Genomic DNA, 23948 nt, shown 5'->3' on the forward strand with positions numbered 1-23948 from the left:
TCATAAACAATTTATTGATTGACATACGTATTAAAATAACCGCATTCGGCAATTACATCCTGATAGTATTTTGTATCAGAATACTCTTTGTTCAATGTTTTGAACGCTTCCCATGCAATAAAATTGACTTTATCATCCTGTCTCTCCCACCAGCTTACATTTTTATATTTAGTATTGTAATAATCGTTTCGTTCACATTTTGCGATCATATAAATACATTTTGCTTTTTGCTCTTTTGTTGCTGCTGCATCAAATGCTTTTTTATAATACATCTTAGCAATGTCGCACGAATAAGTCCCGGCATCATTACTTGATATACTAATTTCATAGAAGGTTCTGCCGTTTCCAAAATAAGTAATATTATAAAATGCATTTCCTAACAACAAACTATTAGTATAAACATCTTCTTTTTGAGCAATTCTATCCTGCATCGCTTTTATGGTAGTCAAAAATTCTATTTGTGTATATTTCTTTTTTTGATAAGCAGCATGGTCACAATCGTGACAATCTTTTATGTTTCCGTTAAACGGATTTCCTAAAAAAGTATAGTACTGAACAGAATCTGCCTGCTGCATAAAGGCAATAGCCTCCGGAATTTTATTTTTGTAAGTGGCCTGAACGGCCTGAAAATTATTAATATCCTTTAATTTCAAATGATAAATTCCGGCGGCAATTTTTTCAATTTCAGTTTTATTGGATTTAGTCAAGAATGCTTTCATGTCTAATAAATCTTTTTCATTATCATAAAAAGTATTTCCTGAACTCCAATATCCATAATTCGAAGAACCAAAGAGTTCAGCCATCACCGGATTTGCTTTTGCTTTATACAATACTGCTAAATAATTTTTACTCCATTGTGCTGCATTTTCATAACGAAATTCCTGTCCTTTGTAAGTCTTCGGAAGTTCATTGTAAAGCCAATTCAAATCGGCCAGAATTGTTTTTTCATTTTTATCAGTAAGCTTGTCAATTTTACTCATATTATTTACAAACCGCAACAATCTTAACTGATAACCTGCCAGTTCTGTTTTCGGAAGTGTTTTTTCGGCTTTATCAAAATTTTTGTCTGCGTTTGCAAAATCCCCTTTCAATGTTTGCAGATATCCTAATGCAATATCCCATAGATAAGGTCTTTCTGTATTGCCAGCTCCTGAAATTTTAGCAATTAAATCAAAGGTATTTTTATCCAGTTTCGCATAATTTTCAGTTCTGTTTTCTGCGATTGATTGCTGCCTCATCGGAAGATTTTCCCCGGCATCCTGTTTAAAGGAATTGTTTATACCTTCCTCCTGTCTGTTTACTAATCGCGTCACCAGATAATTTAAATGTTCACTTTTGGGATCCAGTTCGTAAATCTTTTCAACAGCTTGTTTTTCATCTTTATGATAACCATGAATTGCCCAAAGGGCTGCTTTCTCTTTATTATTTTTGGCCATTGCCAATGATTTATTCCAATCGGTTTCGCTTTTTGGATTAAAACAATATGCTGTAACCACCCTCAATTCAGGACATTTATCAAATACCTGAGCATACTGATAATTTGAAACTGCATATTTTTTCTGTTTATAATTTATTCCTGCTACATATGAAAGTGCACGGTAATACAAAATGTTTTTAGGTACGGAATTCTCCGTTTTATTAAAAAACAAAATCGCTTTTTGCTTATCAGTACTGTAAAAACGAGCTTTCATTGTCAGAAACCAGTATCTGTTTTTCAGAAAAGGATCTGATGTTGTATTGTAAACATTCTCGATCGACTGAATCATTTTTAAGTCTTTAAATGTTTTTACCTCAACGGGATCATAACTCCAGTAATCTTCTCCAATTGACACTGTTTCTATTTTTTGAGCCAAATACAGAAATTCAATAAAACTCTTTATTTTATCATCTTTCAAACTGATTTTCTTCCCCCATTTTAAGGAAGCCTTATTTTCTTTTTTGGTTTTTAAGAAAACATGAAGCTGCTCTATTTCTGTTTTATTGGCAGCAGGTTTGTTTCGGTCATCATAAGAAACCGGTTTTTCGTCACCAATCAGAAAATAGTTGACAGAAGTAGTATCTGCTTTTCCTTTTAAATACGTTCCCCAATCTGATTTTATGTTTCCGTTGAAACGGGAATTATGACCATTATCAAAACCAATTCCGTAAAAAATACTGCCTGACAAAAAAAGCGGCGCGTATGATTTATCTGCAAAAGTCTCTGGCGTAAAATTCGAGTTATAGCCAAAAAAATCCCATTCATCACCTCCTCCGCAAGCCGTAATTATTCCATAAACAAAAAGTAAAGAGGCACTAGAAACAAGAAATAACTTGCTCAAAAATATTCTTTTCATAGTTTTTTAAATTGAATTCGTCTAAATCGTAAAATATAATTTCGTTTGGTTTTCGCACAGAATGATCATTTAAATCTTCTGCCATTTCAATTAAATCTTCTGATGAAATGGCTTCGATTTTCAACACATCATTTTCCTCATAAAATATGCCGTTTTTATAATTAGAATGTCTGACCTTAAAAAAAAAAGAACTGATTTGTTCAAAATTTTTATCTTTTTCAAGTTCAGAAACATTTAATTTTGATCGTAATCCAACCACCTTATGATTTCTGATATGAACTGCCCAGGAATAGATTGGCAAAGCAAAATCAAGATGCAGCGGATATTTTTTTAAACTTTTCAGATAACGTTCCGCAATTTTCCTGTCATAAACAGAGTTTGAAGAATCAGCAGCAATTTTTCCTATGTTATAATACATCAAAATTCCTGAATCGACATTGGGTATTTTGGTTTTTCTGAAATATTTTATTTGATGGAGTCGTATTGTTGCTGAAATTTTCTTTTGCGAAAGCTTTTTAAATATCTCAATAAATTTCAAATAATTGTCTTTGCTTGAGAGTGTCCAGTCGCAGTCAATTTGAATCTCCTTACTGTAAATTTTATTTTTAGAATTGATTTCGTTTATAAGTCCCAAGGTTTTCTTAGCTAAATCTTCAATATCTAGATTGGGTTTTAGCATTACCTTATTTTTGATATAAATTACCGAAACGACATCAAAAGGCTTCATTATTTCTTTAAAATGAATCGGACTTAAAGGAATCGGATTTGTATCTTTTGGATGTAAATCAATATCAAAATAGCGAATATAAATTTTACGGACATTATTTTCACGGAGCGTTTCCTTTTCTGTTTCAGATAATTTGAAAATGGTTTTCCAGTAATAAAAAGAAACAATCGGTTTAGGAGTATCTTTACACGAAATAAATAAAAAGAAAAGAAATATTAAAAAGAAAATCTTCTTCAAAACCTGTAAATTAAATTGAAATCAAATGTAAGAAATTATATCCCGTTTTTAAATTTACTTCTGCAACTTTTTATTAAATTTAAAAACAACTTTCACTAAAATTACAAAACCTAATAAAACGATAAAAAATTTCAATTAAAGCAAATATAATCGTTATTTTGTGCAATTAAATTACAAATCGTTATGTTGAAAAACAGTTTAAAATATTTTACTTTTTTATTGGTATTTTTAATGATGAGTTGCGCTAAGCGAGGCAGCATAACGGGCGGTTTAAAAGATACACTTGCCCCTGTTTTAAAATCAAGTTCACCTGAAAATTTCAGTACTAATTTTAAAGCAAAGGAAATTACTTTGACATTTGATGAATATGTAAAGCTTAAAAACACTAATAAACAGCTGATTATTTCACCACCACTGAAAAATCCGCCAATTATTACACCGTCAAATGCAAGTAAATTTATTAATATAAAAATTTCAGATACTTTACAGCCCAACACCACGTACAGTCTTAATTTCGGACAAAGTATTGCAGATAATAACGAGGGAAACCCGTACAATCAATTCAAGTATATTTTCTCCACAGGTACCTATATCGACTCTTTGGCACTTACCGGAAGAATTAAGGATTCTTATGAGAAAAATGCCGATAATTTTGTGACTGTAATGCTTTATGAAGTCAATGATAAATTCAAGGATTCTGTTGTTTACAAAGAAAATCCCCGCTACATTACTAATACGTTAGACAGTTTAACCGTTTTTAAATTAGAAAATCTAAAGGCGGGAAAATATCTTTTAGTAGCCTTAAAGGACAAAGGAAATAACAATAAATTTAATCCAAAGGACGATAAAATTGGCTTTATCAAACAACCCATAACGATTCCAAACGATACTGTTTACGAATTGGAGTTGTTTAAGGAACGACTTCCCATGAAGGCTTTTAAACCCATACAGACTTCAGGAAACCGACTATTGCTTCCATATGAAGGAAAACAGAATTTTAATAAAGATTCAAAACCTAAAATTGTATTGAAGAACAATACTGAAGTTCTGGAAACAATTATAACACGATTTCCAAAAAAGGACTCTTTGCAAGTTTGGTATAAACCGATAAAAGTGGATTCCTTATCAATGGAAGTCAGTAAAGATGATTATAATAAAAAGTTTAGTTTTAAAATCAAAAACCAGAAAAAAGATACGCTGAATATTACTGCGCTGCAAAACGGAATAATACATTTCAGAGACAGGTTTACCCTTGAAACTGCTACACCACTGGTTAAATTTGATAAATCTAAAATTAAGTTAGTCAATAAAGATTCTGCAGCAGTTGATTACACAACAGAATATGACGAGTTTGAGCAAAAACTATATATCGATTTTAAAAAAGACCCCGATCAAAAATATAATTTTACATTTTTACCCGGTGCGCTGACCGATTTTTATGAAAAATCAAATGATACCTTGGCATACAAACTGAACACACGTGAAATAGAAGAATATGGAAATCTTACACTGAATTTACAAAATGTAAAGCGTTTTCCTATTATCGTTGAATTAACCAATAAAAAAGGAGACGTTGTACTTACCAGCGATTATTCTGAAAGCAAAACTAATTTTGAATTTCAGCTTTTAGAACCTACTGTATATTCAGTCCGGGTTATTTATGACGACAACAAAAACAAGGTGTACGACCCAGGAAACTATTTAGAAAAAAGATACTCAGAAGAGGTATTTTATTATCAGGAAGAAATCGATCTGCATGCAAACTGGGATAAAGTCGAATCTATAGATTTAAGCATCCCATATAGTCCTGAATTGGCGAAAAAGAACGAACAGGCAAAGTTAAATGCAGAAAAAAAGAGAAAGAAAACCGCTTTTTAATCCTGAATTTCAAACACATCTTTATCACTTAGGAAATCCATTTTTTTTCGGGTTTCCAGCATGATGTTTTTATCTAATTCAACTATAAAAACACCCTCATTTTCCTGAGGTTCCAGAATTGGACTTCCAAGAAAATCGACAACCTGCGAATGACCATTGTAATGATGATTATTCGCATCAACACCTACTCTGTTCACGCCAATTGTATAACTAAGGTTTTCGACAGCGCGGGCTTTGAGCAGGATATCCCAGGCATTAATCCTTACTTGTGGCCAGTTGGCAACATATAAAACCAAATCATAATTTTCGACATTTCTGACAAAAACAGGAAAACGTAAATCATAACAAACCTGCAGGCAGATTTTCCAGCCTAAATATTCAACAACTTGTTTTTTACTTCCTGCTGTATATACTTTATCTTCTCCTGCCAGCGTAAATAAATGTCTTTTGTCATAAAACTGGATTTCCCCTGACGGAAAAACAAATAAGAAACGATTATAATATTCCTTATTCTCTGAAATAACTAAACTTCCTGCAATAGCACAATTTTTATTTTTAGCCAAAGCCTGCATCCAAAGAACAGTTTCTCCGTGCATGCTTTCTGCCACATCTTTAGCATTCATAGTAAATCCTGTAGAAAACATTTCAGGCAGCACTACCAAATCAACATCTGAATCGATCTGGTTAATTTTAGTTTGAAACTGATTTCTATTTTTAAAGGTTTCTTCCCAATAAAGATCAGACTGAATAAGCGCAATTTTCATTTTTTGAATTTTATGTAAAGATAAAAAAAGAAGACTGATTTCCATCCAAAGTTAATTTCAAATTAAATCTGCAATCATTATTTTGCAAAAAAAATGCAATTAATTGCAAAAAAAACGCTTACACTTGAAATAATTTATATATTTGAATTTCAAACACTTTCCAAACCAACCAAATGAGCATCATAATCCTTATACTGTGCATTGCTTTTTTAATCATTCAGATAGCCTGGTTTAAAATCAATGCTTTTGTTGCTTTTATTATAACTGCTCTTTTTGCAGGTTTCTTTTTAGGGATTCCATTAAATTCCCTTTCGCAAACAGTTCAAAAAGGATTAGGAGAAATGCTGGGTTCGATTACCTTAATAATTGTTTTTGGAACTTGTATTGGCAAGCTTACAGTTTCATCAGGTGCTGCCAATGTAGTTGCCAAAACAGTCATGGGATGGACAGGTGAAAAATATGTTCGACTGGGATTGATGATCACAGGATTTATAGTTGGGATTCCGCTTTTCTACAGTGTTGGATTTGTATTATTAGTTCCTTTAATATTTTCGGTCGCTCATCAATTCAAATTATCAAAAGTATATTTAGGAATTCCAATGCTCGCTTCGCTTTCTGTAGCGCATGGTTTTTTACCGCCACATCCATCACCAATGGCTCTGAGTAGTATTCTGAATGCTGATATTGGACTTGTCTTAATTTATGGGATTTTGATTGCTGTGCCCACCATTTTTATAGCCGGTTTATTATTCTCTAATTTACTAAAAAACATCAAAACCGAATCTGATAATGGAATATTGAATGTAGAAGAAGTTGCCAATACGGGTAAAGTTCCAGCTTTTTCAAACAGCTTATTCTCTGCCCTTTTCCCGGTATTCGGTTTAACGGTTACTTCAATGTTCACTTTAATTTCCACAAATGAAACTCTGAAAAACATTTGCAAAACAGTTGGAGATCCCAGCATCATCATGCTGATTTCTCTTACAATCTGCACCTATACTTTAGGATTACGAATGAACCGAAGCCTGCAATCTGTAATGGATGATTATACCTCAGCCATAAAAGATGTAGCATTGATTATCTTAATCATTGGCGGTGCGGGAAGTCTAAAAGAAGTGATGATGGTGAGTGGCGTTAACGAAACCATTGTTACAGCCTTAACTCAAATCAATATTCATCCGTATTTATTGGCCTGGATGATGGCTGCTATTATTCGCATTTGTGTCGGATCGGCAACTGCAGCAGGATTAATGACGGCCAGCGTTTTATTACCTTTATTACAAACTAATAACCTTGACCCTAACCTATTAGTTTTATCTGTAGGTGCCGGAAGTCTGATGTGCTCTCACGTAAACGATCCCGGCTTTTGGATGTTCAAGGAATATTTTAATATCAGCATGAAAGATACTTTTAAATCATGGACTGTCATGGAATCATTAGTCTCTGTTTTAGGAATTATTTTCGTTTTTATTTTAAACTCAATTATACATTAATAGCATGAATTTATTACCACAAGAAAAATTTGAATCATTAGGTTTATCCTTGCCTCCTGCACCACAGCCTCTTGGTATTTACAAACCTTATCTGATTGATGGAAAATATCTGTACCTTTCAGGTCATGGTCCGGTTCGTGATGACAAATCCCTTATTATTGGAAGAATCGGTGATGATATGGATATTGAAGAAGGAAAACTGGCCGCAAAACAAGTTGGACTGACCATGCTTTCAACAATCGTAACCAATTTCGGAAGCTTAGACAAAATCAAAAGAGTCATAAAAGTGCTGGGAATGGTCAATTGCAGTTCTGATTTTTTAAGGCATCCTTATGTTATTAATGGCTGCAGCGAATTATTTGCAGAAGTCTGGGGACAGGAAAACGGTATTGGTGTAAGAAGTGCTGTCGGAATGGGGTCACTGCCTGATAATATTCCTGTTGAAGTTGAAGCTATTTTTGAATTACATTAAAAACATTGGCTCTATTGAATTTCAAAAGCTAAACGTAAGTTATGAAAGAAAACTGGTGGGAAATCAATCCCGAAACTCCCATTGACACCCCTTTTTTGGCCGTTTACGAGGACCGTATCCGGTTCAATCTCGAATGGCTGATTCGGGCAGTAAACGGGGACACTCAAAAATTAAGACCCCATATCAAAACACATAAAATTGGCGAAATTCTGGAGTTGTTTAAAGTCTACAACATCAAGAAGGTTAAATGCGCTACAATTGCAGAAGCTGAACTTGCTGCGATACATGAAATCCCGGACGTTCTTCTGGCCTATCAGCCTGTTGGCGCAAAAGCAGACAGATGGATTTCACTGCTTCAAAAATATCCGAATATCCATTTTTCGACTATAGTTGATAATTTAGAATCGGCGAAAGCCTTAAATGAAATTGCTCAGAGAAATAAACTTACCTTGAATATTCATCTGGATTTAAATACCGGAATGAACAGAACCGGAATTTCTGTTTCAGACCAATGGTACGATTTGGCAAATACAATTATTTCATTTAAAAACATTCATTTTGAAGGGTTCCATATTTATGACGGCCATTTGAAAGGTAGTGTTGAAGAGCGCAAATCAGCAGCCTCAAGTTCATTTTCGATAATAAAAAAGGAACTTGAAAAATTGCAGCAAAGTGCAAATTATAAATTAAAAATTGTTGCCGGAGGTTCCAACACTTTTCCGTTTTATGCTACGCAGGAAAATGTAGAATGCAGTCCGGGAACTTTTGTTTTTTGGGATTCGAATTACCAGATTAATTTACCCGAACAAGAATTCAGACCTGCATTGGTTATTGTAGGAACTATTATTTCAAAACCTACAAACTCAACGTTTTGTATTGACATTGGATACAAATCGGTTTCTTCTGAAAATCCAATCGATAAAAGGTTAGTGATTTTAAATGATGAAAATTTAATTCCTGTTTCTCACTCTGAAGAACATTTGGTTATAGAAAACCGTGGCAAAAATCAATATTCAATTGGCGATACAATCTATGCACAGCCGTATCATGTTTGTCCGACTTGTGCACTCTACGATTCCGTCCAGGTGGTGAACAAGAAACATCAAATTTGCGATCAATGGCTTGTTGCTGCCCGATTGAGAAAAATTAATATATAAATCAAGCTGTGAATATGTTTATAATAGATGCGCATTTGGACCTTAGCATGAATGCGATGGAATGGAACCGGGATTTAAGAAACGACGTTTCCGTTTTACGCCATTTAGAAAAAGGAATGACCGACAAACCGGATCGTGAACGGGCTACGGTTTCGTTTCCTGATTTGCGCAAAGGCAATATCGGAATTGTTGTAGCCACTCAAATCGCCCGTTTTGTAAAACCGGATAGTAGTATTCCGGGCTGGAATTCGCCTGAACAGGCCTGGGCACAAACACAGGGACAGCTGGCGTGGTACAAAGCAATGGAGGAAGCAGGTGAAATAATTCAAATTACGGATAAAAAATCACTCCAAAAACAAATTGAAATATGGAATGACGGCACTCCCAATGATAAAAAACCAATTGGTTATATTTTGAGCCTGGAAGGTGCTGATTCCATTATAGATATTTCGTATTTAGAAAAGGCATATAATTACGGATTACGAGCCATTGGTCCCGCACATTATGGCCCCGGACGTTACGCCAACGGAACAGATGCAACGGGAAAAATGAATCAAAAGGGCCTTGATTTATTGACAGAAATGGAACGCCTGAATATTATTCTGGATGCAACACATTTATGTGATGATGCTTTTTGGCAGGCTTTAGATCATTATCAAGGACCAGTTTGGGCAAGTCACAATAATTGCCGGAGTCTGGTAAACCATAATCGTCAATACAGCGATGAAATGATTCAGGCTTTGATTTCAAGAGGAGCAGTTATTGGAGGGGCTTTAGATGCCTGGATGCTGGTTCCGAATTGGGAAAGAGGTGTTTCAACGCCAAAAGGAACCAATTGTAATCTTGAAACCGTTTACAAACACATGGATCACATTTGCCAGTTGGCCGGAAATGCCAATCATATTGGTATTGGTTCAGATTTGGACGGCGCTTTTGGTACAGAACAGTCTCCCTATGATTTAGATACCATTGCCGATTTGCAAAAATTGGTTTTGATTTTTAAAAACAATGGCTATTCTGATGCAGATCTAAATAAAATATTTCACCAAAACTGGATTGATTTTTTAATGAAAAACTGGGACTAAATAAAAACCAGATCTGGAACTGCCTTCTTATACGATTTTAGTTTTTCGTGATCGGCACCTACTTCGGTCACTACATAATTCACTTCGGATAAGTTGGCAATTTTCATTTTTAGAACGGTGTCCAGTTTTTCAGAAATAGTAAGAATGGCTGTTTTTTCAGAAGCCTGAATCATCGCTTTTTTCACCTGAACGGTTTCCCAGTCAGAATCTGAGAAGCCGCCTTCGATATCTAAAGCATTGGTTCCTAAAATTAATAAATCAGCCTTAATATTGGCCAGCTGATTATAGACATCGCCGCTCACACACATTTGGCTGTAAGATGAAATGCTGCCGCCAATCATGATAGTTTTAACGTTTGGTTTATCTAAAAGTTCAACTGCTGATAAAACCGTAACCGTAAAAATAGTCAGATTTAAATCGTTAGGAATTAAACGGATAAACTCTCTAATTGTCGTTCCGCCGCCAATTAACAAAACCATTCCGTCATGAAGAAGACCTAAAGTTTTTTGCGCAATAATTTGTTTTGCTTCGCCGGCATAAGTAGGATTAGAGGAGGAATGATGGTACGCCTTTGTCATCGCACCTCCTTTGACTTTAATCAATAACGATTCTGACTCAAGTTCATTAATATCGCGTCTGATAGTGTCTTCAGAAACAGACAATTTAGCTGAAAGTGTTTCAAAACTCACTCGGGTGTGCAGGTTAATCTCTTTTAAAATATGATTTTTACGTTCTTCCTTAGTAAGATTTACTAATTCATTATCATTCATTTCGAATCGTTTTAATATAGCAAATGTAAAAAATACCTGCAATACTATTGCGGATCAGATATTAAAACAATTTATTACCTTTAAAAATCTCATATTTATAAAGGACTCTGATGAAATTAATGTTGCATTTTTTTTGCAAAAATATAATTCCATATAATTTAAATAAGCCCTATGTACAAAAGTCTTTTATTCATTTTCGTGTTTTTATATTCTTTGGGAAACGCACAGAATTTCTCTCATAGCAGTTCAATTATCCCTGCACCTAATTTTTATAAAGCGACAGGCGACAGTATTCAACTGAACGGTCAGATAAAAGTTATTTTCGAAAACAATACATTTAGCCAAAAAGAACAAAAAACAGCGGCCATTTTTGAAGCTGTCGTAAACTCCAATAGATCAAATAAAAAAAGCAATATTGAAGTTTTGTTTATTACCAGAATTCCATCTTCAACTTTAAAAAAAGAGGGATATACAATCAATATTACTCCAAAAAAAATAACCGTAACCGGAAGTGAGGAAGGATTATTTTATGCCGTTCAGAGTTTATTGCAAATGCTGCCCAATAAACCATCGAAAAAAGAAATGAAATTACCGTGTATGACGCTACAAGACCAGCCCAGATACGGTTATCGTGGCTTGCACCTGGATGTTTGCCGTCACTTTTTCAGCGTTAATGTTATAAAAGATTTTATCGCACAGATGTCCAGTTATAAGCTAAATACTTTTCATTGGCACTTAACAGACGATCAGGGCTGGCGAATTGAGATTAAAAAGTATCCAAAACTAACTGAAATTGGTTCTCAAAGAGCACAGACTTTAGTAGGGAATAAATTCGAAAGATCTCCGTTTTTTTTCGATGGAAATCCATACGGAGGTTTTTATACTCAGGAAGAAATTAAAGACGTTGTTAAGTTTGCAGAAGCATATTACGTAAATGTAATTCCGGAAATCGAAATGCCCGGTCATGCGACTGCAGCAGTAACAGCTTATCCTAATTTATCCTGTTTTCCGGATCGTAAATACAAGGTTGTAGAATCGTGGGGTGTTTTTGAAGATGTATTCTGTGCCGGAAAAGAAGAAACTTTTACTTTTTTAGAAGATGTTTTAAAAGAAGTTATGATTTTATTTCCGAGTAAAAATATTCATATCGGTGGAGATGAATGCCCGAAAACAAGATGGAAAGTTTGTCCGAATTGTCAAAAGAGAATTAAAGATCTGGGTTTGAAAGACGAACATGAACTTCAAAGTTATTTCATCAAAAGAATTGAAAAGTTTCTCAATGCCCATGGAAGACAGATTTTGGGCTGGGATGAAATTCTGGAAGGCGGGATTGCTCCAAATGCAGCGGTGATGTCCTGGCGGGGAGAATCAGGAGGAATTCACGCAGCAAAACTCAAACATCCGGTCGTGATGACTCCGGAAAGCACAGTTTATTTTGACTACAATCAGGGTTATTCTCCTGAAGAGCCTCTTACCGTAGGACGATTGAGTACTTTAGAAAAAGTCTATAATTATAACCCAACACCCGTAGATAGTTTAACGATTGAAGAACAAAAATACATTATTGGTGTTCAGGCCAATCTATGGTCTGAATATCTGACAAGTGCGGCAAAACTCAATTATATGCTGTATCCCCGATTATTCGCTTTGGCAGAAATTGCGTGGACAGAACCACAACATAAAAATTACGACCATTTTATTCAGAATCAGCTTCCGTATCATTTAGAAAAATTAGAACAACAGAAAAGATTGTATAAAGTTCCAATGGCTTTTGGTTCAAAAAATAAAGCAGTGATTGCTTCAGAATATCTCTTAGATTTAAAACCAACAATTAAAAACGGAAAGATTTTTTACACCATTGACGGTTATGATCCGGATGAAACGGCTAATCTTTACCAATTGCCGGTAAACATAAACATTCCAAAAGGTGAATTTCGAATCATCAAAACAATTCAAATCAGCGAAAGCGGCAAAAGAAGTTCCATTAGTAAAATCATTGTACGAAACCCAGACTTAAAACCAGCTTTAAATCTTCAGCCGAAGAAAAATGGTTTAAAATATGAATATTTCACAGGAAAATTATTTCAGCACACACAGGATTTAGAATTAGCAAAACCCATCAATTCCGGAATTTTTGAAGGTAAAATCAGCGCAGAAAAATGGAAAACAAAATTAGAGCGTTACATCGGCTTAAAATTCAGCGGTTATATCTTTATTCCTGAAACCGGAAATTATTCATTTTCGACCGTTTCAGATGACGGATCAAAGCTTTTTATAGATGATGAACTTGTTGTAAATAACGATAGCATACATTGGCTTAATGAAGCTTTTGGAGCGGTTAAACTGGAAAAAGGTTTCCATAAAATAAACATCAGTTATTTTGATTTGACTGGAGGTACCACTTTAAACGTTTTTATTCAATTGGAAGGAAAAGAAAAACAGGAAATAAACGCTTCTCAGTTATTTTTATGAGTAAAGCTAAACAAAAGCTATTTCGATAAAATGCTTGAATCGCTTATTGGTTTCAAATTCTAAAATGCTACAAAAAAACGGAACAGTTTTTGAATTATGCATGTTCTATATAAAGTAGCAAAATCCGTAATTTTATAAGTATGCAAAAAACAAAAAACACATTCAAATTAATGAATGCGTTTTTTATTTTTGCATAAACCTAATTCAAATTTTGGTCTTACTTATTGGATTAGTAGTAATAATAATTCATCGTTGTTGTATTAGACGGAGTTGTACTTCCAGCATAATAATATTTCTCTACGGCTTTTATCAAATTTTTATTTTTATCATAAGTATTTTCAAATTGAATAGTTGCCGTGAGTTTATCAGAATAAGAATTGTATACATTTATAGTTTTCAAATTATTGACAGATACCTGACTTCCATAACAATATCTAAATGCATCCGGTTTTACACCTGATAAATAATTATTGCCTTGGTCATGTTCTATTTTATAATATTCATCAAAAAAACCGGACCCTGATTCATAACGAACTAAATTTCCATTAGAGTATTCAAAAAGCTCCTCAGTATCAACATCTGTGACATCAGAACATACTGTTTCTTCACCCCCGGTAATCTGAACATAATGTTTTATAGATGTCAGACTAGAATTCGAGTAAGTCTGACTAATTCTATCGGTTGAATTTGTTACATAACCCGATTGTTTTTTTATTCGGTCAATACACATATTCGTAATCAGTCCGTTTGTGTATTCCAGCGAATTCAATTGTTCTATTACATCAGAAGGATTCGATGTGTAATATTCTTTTAAATTCCAACTAATCATTTTATTAGTTGTGTCATAATTAAAAGTTGTTTGATAAGATTTTGAATCATCTTTTATAGTTAATTTAGAGATATTCCCTAAACTGTTATATTCATATTCACTTGTTTTAATTACAACACCGTTTTGAATTTCTTCAACCTTTTTTATTTTGTTAGAAGATGAGTTTTGAGAATCATCTGATTCTGAATCGCCCGAACAAGCAATTATAAAAGAAGTTAGTAACAATAGTAGTAGTTTTTTTTTCATATATTAATTGATTTCGCAATGCTTTTTACTAAATGGGAAAGCATTTTTTCTTCAAATATAAATAAAATATTAAGATTATTTATACTACAAAAAAAGTCCCGGAAATCGGGACTTTTTTTATTTATCATAGTCTGAAAAGACAAATTGAAATTATCCTTTTAAACTTGCTGCCAAATACTCACGGTTCATACGTGCGATATTTTCAAGAGAAATTCCTTTAGGGCATTCTACTTCACAAGCTCCTGTATTGGTACAGTTACCAAAACCTTCTAAATCCATTTGGTGAACCATGTTTAGTACACGCTCAGTAGCTTCAACTTTACCTTGTGGCAACAATGCATATTGAGAAACTTTTGCACCAACGAATAACATTGCAGATGAGTTTTTACAAGTTGCAACACAAGCTCCACAACCAATACAAGCTGCAGCATCAAATGATTTATCTGCATCGTCTTTTGGGACCGGGATTGTGTTAGCATCAATTGTATTTCCTGAAGTATTTACCGAAATAAATCCTCCTGCGTGCTGGATTCTGTCAAATGAACTTCTGTCAACAACTAAATCTTTAATTACCGGGAAAGCTTTTGCTCTAAATGGCTCGATAAAAATCGTATCACCATCTTTAAACATACGCATGTGTAATTGACAAGTAGTAACTCCTCTGTCTGGTCCGTGTGCTTCACCGTTGATGAATAAAGAACACATTCCGCAGATTCCTTCACGACAATCGTGGTCAAATGCAACTGGCTCTTCTCCCTTGTTGATTAGCCCTTCGTTAAGAACGTCAAGCATTTCAAGGAAAGACATATCCGGTTCGATTCCGTCGATTGGGTAATCAACGATTCCTCCTTTATCCTGGGCGTTTTTCTGACGCCATATTTTTAATGTAAGTTTCATCTTTTATAAGTTTAAAAGTCTTAAAGTCTAAAGTCATAAAGTCAAATTCTTAATGCTTTAAGACTTTTGACTTTCGTCTTTCGACTAAGTCCTATTTATAGCTACGCTGTACTAATTTAATGTTTTCGTAATTAAGAGGTTCCTTATGCAATACGGCATCACTTGGTTTTCCTTTGTACTCCCAGGCTGCAACGTATGCAAAGTTATCGTCATCACGAAGTGCTTCTCCTTCTTCTGTCTGGTATTCCTCACGGAAGTGACCTCCACAAGATTCGTTACGGTGTAAAGCATCTTTCGCGAACAATTCTCCTAATTCTAAGAAATCGGCAACACGTGTTGCTTTTTCTAATTCCTGATTAAATTCGTTAGCGCTTCCTGGAACTTTTACGTCTCTGTAAAACTCTTCACGTAACGCAGCGATTTCAACGATAGCTTCGTTTAATCCTTTTTCATTACGCGCCATACCTACTTTATCCCACATGATTTTTCCTAATTTTTTATGGAAATAATCTACAGAATGTGTTCCGTTATTATTGATAAATCTGTCTATTTGATCTTTAACTGCTTTTTCAGCTTCAACGAATTCAGGTAAATCTGTAGAGATTGGCCCCATTTTAATATCCGGAGCCAGGTAATCTCCAATTGTATATGGCAATACGAAATATCCATCGGCTAATCCCTGCATCAAAGCAGAAGCTCCCAATCTGTTTGCACCGTGGTCAGAGAAGTTAGATTCTCCGATTGAGAAACATCCCGGAATTGTAGTCATTAAGTTATAATCAACCCATGTTCCTCCCATTGTGTAGTGAACCGCAGGGTAAATCATCATTGGTGTTACATAAGGATCTTCGTCAACGATTTTCAAGTACATTTGAAATAAGTTTCCGTATTTACTTTTCACGATATCAGTTCCTAATTTAGTTACTAAAGCTTTATCATTAGCATCCAAACCTTTTACATAAGCCGCTTCTTTTCCGTAACGTTCGATAGCTGCAGCAAAATCAAGGTAAACTGCTTCACCTGTTTTGTTTACTCCAAAACCGGCATCACATCTTTCTTTAGCCGCACGAGATGCAACGTCACGAGGTACAAGGTTACCAAAAGCAGGGTATCTTCTTTCTAAGAAATAATCTCTTTCTGCTTCAGATAAATCAGTTGCTTTTTTCTTTCCTTCACGAATAGCCTGAGCATCTTCTAATTTTGCAGGAACCCAAATACGACCATCATTACGTAACGATTCAGACATCAAAGTCAGTTTTGACTGGTGATCTCCGGAAACCGGGATACATGTTGGGTGAATTTGTGTATAACAAGGATTTGCAAAAAATGCTCCTTTTTTATGAATTTTCCATGCTGCTGTTGCGTTAGAACCCATAGCATTTGTTGACAGGAAAAATACGTTTCCGTATCCACCTGAACCAATTACTACAGCGTGAGCAGAATGTCTTTCAATTTCTCCTGTGATTAAGTTACGAGCGATAATTCCTCTCGCTTTTCCGTCAACGATTACAATGTCCAGCATTTCGTGACGGTTGTACATTTTTACTTTTCCACGACCAATCTGACGGTTCATTGCAGAATAAGCTCCTAACAATAACTGTTGTCCGGTTTGTCCTTGTGCGTAGAATGTACGGGAAACCAAAGTTCCTCCAAAAGAACGGTTATCTAAAAGTCCGCCATATTCACGAGCCAATGGCACCCCCTGAGCTACACACTGGTCAATGATATTAGCAGAAACCTCAGCCAAACGGTGAACGTTTGCCTCACGCGCACGGTAATCTCCTCCTTTTACAGTATCGTAGAACAATCTGTAAACAGAGTCACCGTCACCTTTATAGTTTTTTGCAGCATTGATACCTCCTTGTGCAGCGATAGAGTGCGCACGACGAGGTGAATCCTGAAAACAAAATGCTTTTACGTTATACCCTAATTCAGCTAAAGTTGCCGCAGCAGAACCTCCAGCCAAACCTGTACCCACAATGATAATATCCAAATTACGTTTGTTAGCAGGGTTTACTAAATTAATATGATCTTTATAATTTGTCCATTTGTCCGCTATAGGACCATTTGGAATTTTTGAATCTAATGCCATTATAATTGATATTAATTATTGGTTGAAATGATGAAATAAGGCGATAATTACAAAAGCAGCCGGTACCACAACTGAGAACCAGTATCCTACTTTTGCTAAAAATCTTGAGTATTTATTGTGCATCCCTACAGACTGAAGAGAAGATGCAAATCCGTGCCATAAGTGAAATCCTAAAAGGATGAAAGAAATACAGTATAATCCTGTACGGATCGGGTCATGAAATTTATGAACCAATTCTCCGTAATATCTTGTAGCATCCGGCTCATTACCTGCAATATATTTATAGGCAACCTCTGGAAACCAAAAATCATAAAAATGCAATCCTAAGAAAGCCAGAATAACCAATCCTGAAATAATCATATTTCTGGAACTCCATGAAGCATTTGCAGCTCCGTTGTAATTTGCATAAGCAATTGGTCTTGCAGCTCTGTTTTGAATAGTCAGTACAAATCCCATTATGAAATGGAAAATTACTCCGATTGCCAAAACTGGTTGCATTACATATTGTATCAGCGGATTGTAACCCATAAAGTGAGAAGCCTCGTTAAAAACGTCTTCACTTAAAATAGAAATAAAATTTAAGGAAACATGCAGCGCTAAAAACGTGATTAAGAATATTCCCGAAAGTGCCATTGCCACTTTCTTTAAGATGGAAGCATTCAATAGTGCAGATTGTGCCATAATTGTTTAAGTAGTTTGTTTTAAAAAATTAAGCAAAAATAGCGCAAATAGACATCAACTACAACCATTTCGCTGTTATTTATAATGATTTTAAAATAGACTACGTATACGTACTTTTACGTATAAAAAAAATGAATTACTCATTTATTTATTATAAAAATTTTCAAATATATAATTAAGACCATTTATTTCAAAAAATATACAACCTCAAAAAAAATAACAAAAATTTACTAAATTATTATTTTAATCAAAGTTTTGGCTGTTTTTCTACAAAAGTACCTTTAAACAAGAATTTTATACTCTTAAAAAATTGGCTTTCCATTCTAATAACTTTACCTTTACCCGCTTCAAAAAAAATGAGAATGAAAACAGGAATTGATGCTATTTCTTTTGATGTAGCCAACATACATTTACCCATAAAAACTTTGGCTGTTGCCAGAAATATTGAACCAGAAAAACTGGAAAAAGGTCTCGGATTATTAAAAATGACTTTCCCGGACGTTCATCAGGACGCAGTAGTTTTTGGAGCGAATGCTTTAACCAAACTTATTATTGACAATAATATAAATCTTTCCGAAATCAGCCGAATTTATGTTGGTACTGAAAGCGGCATTGACAGCTCCAAACCAATCGCTTCTTACCTTATTAATTTAATGGAGCAGAAATTTGGTGAAGATACTCTTGCAGAATGTGATGTTGTTGATTTTACTTTTGCCTGTATCGGAGGCGTAGATGCGATGCAAAACTGTCTTGATTTTATAAAATTAAATCCAGCCAAAAAAGCAATTGTAGTAACCAGTGATTTTGCCAAATACGATTTAAACTCCGGAGGAGAATATACTCAGGGTGCAGGAGCCATTGCAATGCTTATTACTTCAAACCCAAAAATCATTGCTTTTGATGATAATTGGGCAACCAGTACAAAAGGTGTTTTTGACTTTTTCAAACCGTACAGAAGTCTTTCGAAAGAAGAAATCACTAAAAACAGCAACAACGAATCCTGGTTTGACAATTTAGAAGCCGAAATCGAAATCCATAAAGACCAGCCGGTTTTTGATGGACAATATTCGAATCAGTGCTATATGGACCGCACGCGAAATGCTTACTTTTCATTCAAGAAACTGAAAAACACGACCGAAACTTTATACAGTACCTGGAACAGCATCATCATGCACCTTCCCTATTCTTTTCAGGGACGACGAATGTTGTCTGAAATCTACGCTTTAGACCATGCTGATAAAATCATTTCCGACAATATTGAACCGGCAGATTATCAGAATAAAATCAAAGAAGTTGGAAAATCTGATGAGTACAGAAAATTTGTTACTGAGAAATTACAACCTGCAGAATTGGCTTCTTCATTAATAGGAAACCTTTACACAGGTTCTATTTTTATGGGATTATTATCAACTCTGGCTCATTTTTATGATACTAAAAAAGAAATCTCAGGAACTAAATTCGGTTTTTTAGCTTACGGAAGCGGATCGAAATCAAAAGTTTTTGAAGGAACTATTCAGCCGGAATGGCAATCGGCTTTGGTCAAAACCAACCTTTTTGAAAATCTGGAAAAAAGCACAGAAATCGGATTTGAAACTTACGAAAGCCTTCACAAAAAAGAATTAAAACAAAGCGTTCGAACACCTAAAAATGAATGGGTTTTAGACCGAATCGAAAAGGAAATTCCGACTTTGATTGGGGCACGTTATTATAAATGGGTGGAATAAATTCCAATAACCAAATTCCAAATTCCAAAAAAACCGAAGCAGAAAAAATTCTCTGTTTCGGTTTTTTATATCTAATTATTTCGTTGAAGTTCTTACCATGGACTTTCTTCTGTTTCATCTTCAATATCATTGCTAAAGAATTTACCGGTTGGTGCATTTTCATCAGTTAAAGTATGTTTAACAATAAAAGATGCTGCACTTTCTACTGTTAATGGTCCGCTATGGTGATTAAAATCGGTTGCCGTATAACCCGGATCGATTACATTTACTTTAAAAGACAGTTCTTTTAATTCATGAGCCAGCGCAATAGTGTAAGCATTTAACGCCGCTTTTGATGTTCCGTAACCGGCAGTTTTAATACCATAATATTTCCAGTCCGGAATGTTATGCAAGGTTAAGGAAGCAAGCCCCGATGTAATATTACTAATTCTTGGGCTCTTTGATTTTTTCAGCAATTCTAAAAAAACCTGCGTAACATTGATTACACCAAAGAAATTGGTGTCAAATATTTCTCTAATATTTTCAATTGGTGTGTTGGATGCCTGTTGAGGATTTGCTCCCAATATCCCTGCATTATTAATCAGGATATCTAATTTGCCCTGCTCCCTTTCAATAACTTGTTTCGCCGCTAAAATGGAATCATGGCTTGTAACATCAATTTCAATAGCCTGAATATTTTCAAAACCCTGTTCGTTTAATTCTTTTACTGCTGTTTTACCTTTTTCCAGATCACGGCTTCCCAAATAAACAAATAATCCTTTTTTTGAAATCTGCTTTACTGTTTCTAAACCAATACTTCTGTTGGCTCCTGTTATCAATACTGAATTCATTTTTTTATCATTTTAAATTAACTATACAAAGGTGGTTCGTTTAAAAATGAATTCATTTGCCATTTGGCAAAAAGCAATTTAACGGATGTTTTTTCTGATTCTGCTTAAAGAAGATTGTGTGATACCTAAATACGAAGCGACATACGAGAGCGGAATCCTGTTGATCACATTGGGATAAATTTTCAAGAACATCCGATATCGAGTAGTCGCATCTTCAGAAACCAGAGGACTTCTTCTTTCCACTTTCTGTATTAAGACTCTCGAAACAATTTTATTTACAATGGCCTGCCACGGAATAATAATATCCAACAATTCTTTCCAGTCTTTTTTAGAAAAAAACAAAAGTTTGCAATCCGTAACCGCCTGTACATAAGCGTTGGAACAAATATCATTGTTAAAACTCTCCAAATCGACTACCAGATTGTTTTCGTCAATAAAGTATTTGGTAATTTCTTCGCCTTTGTTGTTGTAATAACAAACCCGTATAACACCCTCCAAAACAAAACCGACTTGTTGTGCAATCTTGCCTGCTTCCGAAAAATATTCGTCTTTTGGAAGTGTCATTTCTTCCGCTTTTTTGGTAATTAAGTCAATTTGCTGCTGGTTTAAATCGCCAAACTGTAAAATGTAATCTATAAATGCTTTCATAGCGGCAAGTTAGTAAAAGTTGATTTTACATGATTTGTCATTTGGCAAAAAATCAAACCATTTTTGACAATTCAACTTCAAGCTTATCAAGTTCTCTTCGTTTTTATCGACTACAAACGGCTTTAATTTATTGCACTCTTCGGACGTATCAAAAATCATTTTGAAAACAATTTTTGTCGAGTTCCCTGAAACAGGTTCAAAAGATACCGCTACCTGAAAAAGTGGTTTTGAATAGCGCTTCCAGCTCAGAAAACTAGGCTTTTCAACTTTTAGAAATTCACATTCATTTGCGTAATTTCCTTTATCAGGTCCATGCATGATGAAACTCCATTTTCCTCCCGGACGCAAATCAAATTCATTAAACGTATTCGTAAATCCTTTTGGTCCCCACCAGTTTTTTAGATGCTCCGGTTCTGTCCATGCTGAATAAGCAAGTTCTATCGGGAACTGTACAATTCTTGTTGTCACAATTTCACATTCCGGATTTGATGAAATATTATCTAATGCCATATTTTTATTGTTTAAATTATCTTACCCTTTAAAGTAAATCAAGTCTCAGGCTGAGTCCATTCGACTTCGCTCAGGATAAACTTAATCGAAGCCCTTAAGGTCAAAAAGCCTTCGACTCCGCTCAGGATGACATTATTCTTTTATAAATAAAACCATTGCATTTAAAGTTTCTTTTTGCTGTTGCTCTCTGCTAATAGTTGCTTTATCATCTCCAAGCTGAAAACCATAATAACCAAACTGACAATGGTTTGCGCCCTCTATCTTTATGAATTTTGCAGTTTCAGGCAATTTTGACTTGTTTTTCATAATAGAGCCTTCATCTGCCACACCATCTTTTGAACCGTAAATTTTCAATATCGGAATTTCAGCATCTGCCAAAGAAATATCTCTTGGATGCGAAGTTCCAATTAATATAAGTTTATCGATCAATTTTGGATTTTCATAAACGAATTGTGCTGCCATTTTTCCGCCCTGCGAATGTCCCGAAAGAATATATTTTTTCGAATCGTCTTTGTAAAGATTTAAATCTTTTGGTTTATTGTAACCCTTGGAGGCGAGACGCCACGGCATTTTTATCAAATAGACTTTTATATTGTTTTCTGCCAGTTTTCTGCAAAGTGGGACATAAGCTTCTGTTTCAACCATAGCTCCAGGGTAGAAAACAAGAACGTTTTGGAATTCTTTTTTAGGTGTAAATAAAAAATAATCACCTGTATTTTCTACAGTAACAACATTGTTACTTTGAAAAAGAGCTTCATCTACATCTTTTGCATTATAAGAATAAAATAACCAAAGTGTAAATAATATTCCTGTTGAAACCCAGATTAATGTCAGAACTTTTTTGAGTGATGATTTTTTTGCCATATTCAATTTATATTAATTGAGTTATAATCTAAAAAATGTAAACATTCAAATTTAGCGTTTCTGTCTAGATTTCAGAAATTTAAATTTTAACTAATAAAAAAAACAAGTTCTCATTGCTTCGGTTTTACAGAATACTGGTAATAATCTGCAGATTTCGACTGATTGTTTAAAGTACCATCATCCACCGGCACGACTAAAGTGAGAAAGAGGAAGATCAGGGAATTTAAATGGTTTTTATCCGTTTATTGTTTCAATTCAGCTTTCATTTGCTGTGCTAAAGGCTTAATTTTTTCATGGCTCATTAAATCTGAATTTGCTTCTGCAAACCAACTATTAAAATTTTCAATATCTTTTTTGATATAATAAGCTTGTAAAATATTGTATGCATTTTCAGAATTATAGGTTTTGTCCTTGCATTCTTTAAAGACTTTGCGACAAACAATTTTAGCATCTTCCAGTTTATCAATTTTGGTTTCAGCATAAATTAATTCTTTATTCGTATAGGCGTGGAGCGGATCAGTTTTTAAAGCTAATTTTAAAACTTCAACTGCTTTTTCGTATTGTTTCAGACAATTATAAGAATAAGCCATCTCAACGCGAAGACCTTTATAATCAGGGTCAATTTTATTTGCTTTTTCAAGATACTCAAGTGCTTTTTGGCATTCATTCCATCCATTGTACATGAAGCCCCATTTGTAAAGACGCTCTATAGATCCCTCATCTTTTTTATATAATTCAAGCCAGTCGGGAACCTTATCTACATACAATTCCTTAAGTTTTGATTCGGGAATAAGTGCTACTAAGTTATTATTTGGCTGTAGTCGATATTTCATCGAACTTGTTTTTACTTTTTTATCCGTGATAAATTTGCCGGTTTTATCAATTTTAAAAAAACCTTCGTATTCTAATGTTAATCCTGCCTGAGCATCAATGTATATGAACCCGAAATTATAATTTCCAAGACTGTCAGCCGGAAAAGCTACCCATTTGTCTTCGCATTGCACATACTTTTTATCAAACTGAAGACTGTTTTGTGCTGAAAGACCGGATACTAAAAATAAAATTAGAAAAGTAAAAAGCTGCTTCATATTTGAAAAATTAAAATCTGATTCCAAATATATAGATTTCATTTCGCTTCATACTTTCATTCTTACAAAGCAAAACATATAATCATCTATAGTTCATTTGATATTTATATGCTATGTTGACACAGATTGAAATTCGAACTATTGGATTTTG

20 protein-coding genes are annotated in these 23948 nt (G+C 34.4%); 7 read left to right on the forward strand and 13 right to left on the reverse strand.

Going from position 1 to position 23948, the window contains the following annotated elements; all coding sequences use genetic code 11:
• Nucleotides 1–11: 11 nt before the first annotated feature.
• A complete protein-coding gene (locus GXM16_RS15390; RefSeq protein WP_163395374.1) occupies nt 12–2333 on the reverse strand; it encodes a hypothetical protein in 2322 nt (773 codons plus the stop codon).
• Nucleotides 2293–3297, reverse strand: coding sequence for a hypothetical protein (locus GXM16_RS15395; protein ID WP_163395375.1), 1005 nt, complete (start codon nt 3295–3297; stop codon nt 2293–2295). Before GXM16_RS15395 ends, GXM16_RS15390 begins: the two co-directional genes overlap by 41 nt.
• A 183-nt stretch (nt 3298–3480) precedes the next feature.
• Between GXM16_RS15395 and GXM16_RS15400 the strand changes: the two genes are divergently transcribed.
• Complete coding sequence (locus GXM16_RS15400) at nt 3481–5175, forward strand: Ig-like domain-containing domain (RefSeq protein ID WP_163395376.1); 1695 nt, start codon at nt 3481–3483, stop codon at nt 5173–5175.
• On the opposite strand, the gene GXM16_RS15405 is transcribed toward GXM16_RS15400, so the two are convergent.
• Entirely contained in the window at nt 5172–5939 is a 768-nt protein-coding gene (locus GXM16_RS15405; RefSeq protein ID WP_163395377.1) for an amidohydrolase, read from the reverse strand. The two genes, GXM16_RS15400 and GXM16_RS15405, sit on opposite strands and share 4 nt — an antisense overlap.
• A 173-nt stretch (nt 5940–6112) precedes the next feature.
• Here GXM16_RS15405 and GXM16_RS15410 point away from each other — a divergent pair, with 173 nt between their 5' ends.
• Genes GXM16_RS15410 through GXM16_RS15425 form a run of 4 tightly spaced genes read left to right on the forward strand, consistent with a single transcriptional unit; the run spans nt 6113 to nt 10146 of the window.
• Complete coding sequence (locus GXM16_RS15410; protein WP_163395378.1) at nt 6113–7432, forward strand: GntP family permease; 1320 nt, start codon at nt 6113–6115, stop codon at nt 7430–7432.
• A gap of 4 nt (nt 7433–7436) precedes the next feature.
• Nucleotides 7437–7904 carry a RidA family protein gene (locus GXM16_RS15415; protein WP_163395379.1) on the forward strand — a complete coding sequence of 156 codons (468 nt, stop codon included), beginning with the start codon at nt 7437–7439 and terminating at the stop codon, nt 7902–7904.
• A gap of 41 nt (nt 7905–7945) precedes the next feature.
• On the forward strand, nt 7946–9061 hold the full coding sequence (locus tag GXM16_RS15420) for a D-TA family PLP-dependent enzyme (protein WP_163395380.1): 1116 nt from the start codon (nt 7946–7948) through the stop codon (nt 9059–9061).
• Nucleotides 9062–9075: 14 nt separating this feature from the next.
• On the forward strand, nt 9076–10146 hold the full coding sequence (locus GXM16_RS15425) for a dipeptidase (RefSeq protein ID WP_163395381.1): 1071 nt from the start codon (nt 9076–9078) through the stop codon (nt 10144–10146).
• Here GXM16_RS15425 and GXM16_RS15430 read toward each other — a convergent pair.
• The gene (locus GXM16_RS15430; protein ID WP_163395382.1) at nt 10143–10916 is read right to left on the reverse strand and encodes a DeoR/GlpR family DNA-binding transcription regulator; all 774 of its coding nucleotides are present in this window, start codon (nt 10914–10916) and stop codon (nt 10143–10145) included. The two genes, GXM16_RS15425 and GXM16_RS15430, sit on opposite strands and share 4 nt — an antisense overlap.
• 171 nt (nt 10917–11087) lie before the next feature.
• Between GXM16_RS15430 and GXM16_RS15435 the strand changes: the two genes are divergently transcribed.
• The gene (locus GXM16_RS15435) at nt 11088–13388 is read left to right on the forward strand and encodes a family 20 glycosylhydrolase (RefSeq protein WP_163395383.1); all 2301 of its coding nucleotides are present in this window, start codon (nt 11088–11090) and stop codon (nt 13386–13388) included.
• A 229-nt stretch (nt 13389–13617) separates the two neighbouring features.
• Here the strand turns inward: GXM16_RS15435 and GXM16_RS15440 are convergent, their stop codons facing one another.
• From GXM16_RS15440 to GXM16_RS15455, 4 genes are all read right to left on the reverse strand, one after another.
• Nucleotides 13618–14463, reverse strand: coding sequence for a hypothetical protein (locus GXM16_RS15440; protein ID WP_163395384.1), 846 nt, complete (start codon nt 14461–14463; stop codon nt 13618–13620).
• A 150-nt stretch (nt 14464–14613) separates the two neighbouring features.
• On the reverse strand, nt 14614–15360 hold the full coding sequence (locus tag GXM16_RS15445; RefSeq protein WP_163395385.1) for a succinate dehydrogenase/fumarate reductase iron-sulfur subunit: 747 nt from the start codon (nt 15358–15360) through the stop codon (nt 14614–14616).
• A 91-nt stretch (nt 15361–15451) separates the two neighbouring features.
• A complete protein-coding gene (locus tag GXM16_RS15450) occupies nt 15452–17452 on the reverse strand; it encodes a fumarate reductase/succinate dehydrogenase flavoprotein subunit (protein ID WP_163395386.1) in 2001 nt (666 codons plus the stop codon).
• A 15-nt stretch (nt 17453–17467) separates the two neighbouring features.
• Nucleotides 17468–18133 (reverse strand): succinate dehydrogenase cytochrome b subunit, encoded by a 666-nt coding sequence (locus GXM16_RS15455; RefSeq protein ID WP_031455143.1) that lies wholly within the window; start codon nt 18131–18133, stop codon nt 17468–17470.
• Between the two features lie 362 nt (nt 18134–18495).
• On the opposite strand from GXM16_RS15455, the gene GXM16_RS15460 reads away from it, so the two are divergent.
• Entirely contained in the window at nt 18496–19857 is a 1362-nt protein-coding gene (locus GXM16_RS15460; protein ID WP_163395387.1) for a hydroxymethylglutaryl-CoA synthase family protein, read from the forward strand.
• Nucleotides 19858–19949: 92 nt separating this feature from the next.
• Here the strand turns inward: GXM16_RS15460 and GXM16_RS15465 are convergent, their stop codons facing one another.
• From GXM16_RS15465 to GXM16_RS15485, 5 genes are all read right to left on the reverse strand, one after another.
• The gene (locus GXM16_RS15465; RefSeq protein ID WP_163395388.1) at nt 19950–20687 is read right to left on the reverse strand and encodes an SDR family oxidoreductase; all 738 of its coding nucleotides are present in this window, start codon (nt 20685–20687) and stop codon (nt 19950–19952) included.
• Nucleotides 20688–20765: 78 nt separating this feature from the next.
• The gene (locus GXM16_RS15470; protein WP_163395389.1) at nt 20766–21335 is read right to left on the reverse strand and encodes a Crp/Fnr family transcriptional regulator; all 570 of its coding nucleotides are present in this window, start codon (nt 21333–21335) and stop codon (nt 20766–20768) included.
• Between the two features lie 9 nt (nt 21336–21344).
• Nucleotides 21345–21845, reverse strand: coding sequence for an SRPBCC family protein (locus GXM16_RS15475; protein WP_229684361.1), 501 nt, complete (start codon nt 21843–21845; stop codon nt 21345–21347).
• Nucleotides 21846–21977: 132 nt separating this feature from the next.
• Nucleotides 21978–22709 carry an alpha/beta fold hydrolase gene (locus GXM16_RS15480; RefSeq protein ID WP_163395390.1) on the reverse strand — a complete coding sequence of 244 codons (732 nt, stop codon included), beginning with the start codon at nt 22707–22709 and terminating at the stop codon, nt 21978–21980.
• 242 nt (nt 22710–22951) lie between these two features.
• Nucleotides 22952–23797 (reverse strand): tetratricopeptide repeat protein, encoded by an 846-nt coding sequence (locus GXM16_RS15485; RefSeq protein ID WP_163395391.1) that lies wholly within the window; start codon nt 23795–23797, stop codon nt 22952–22954.
• Nucleotides 23798–23948 lie beyond the last annotated feature (151 nt).

This window comes from Flavobacterium limi (assembly GCF_010645075.1).
Lineage (GTDB): Bacteria > Bacteroidota > Bacteroidia > Flavobacteriales > Flavobacteriaceae > Flavobacterium > Flavobacterium limi.